Source organism: Ahrensia marina (assembly GCF_001293565.1).
Taxonomy (GTDB): domain Bacteria; phylum Pseudomonadota; class Alphaproteobacteria; order Rhizobiales; family Rhizobiaceae; genus Ahrensia; species Ahrensia marina.
In genome coordinates, this window is sequence record NZ_JXMU01000056.1 from 1 (window position 1) to 407 (window position 407).

Here is a 407-nt window from a genome sequence, read left to right on the forward strand (position 1 = left end):
CAGCGTTTGAATGACCGCCAAACGCTTTGACTTGCACTTCATACGCAATCACTTTGCGCATAAGTTCGAGCGAAGTGTATTTGGGCGGTGCCACTCCAAGCACCTGCCACCAGCGCTCTATGCAACCGTCTCGATCAAGCCGTTCAATTGCTCCTACATCGACCGTTCGTGGCTTGCGGCGTGATGCGGTGGAACAAACCTTATCCGCAGGCCTGTTGGGCGCTTCTTGCACCTCAAGCATCAGGCTGTCTCCACAGTTGGCTCTGGCCCCGGAGCCTCAGCTAAGACGTTGTTTTTGCCACCGACAATTGCGTAGACCGTTTCACCAGTTTTCTTCGCCTTCGTTCGTGAAACCTCAAACCCTTTTTTACGCAGTCCGCTGATCGCAGCGCGCACCGTATGCGCCT

The 407-nt window shown here is 54.8% G+C and carries 1 pseudogene; it reads right to left on the bottom strand.

Annotated features, from left to right (window positions below):
* A pseudogene (locus tag SU32_RS17005) lies at positions 1 to 241 on the bottom strand (hypothetical protein); the annotation flags it as partial.
* Positions 242 to 407 lie beyond the last annotated feature (166 nt).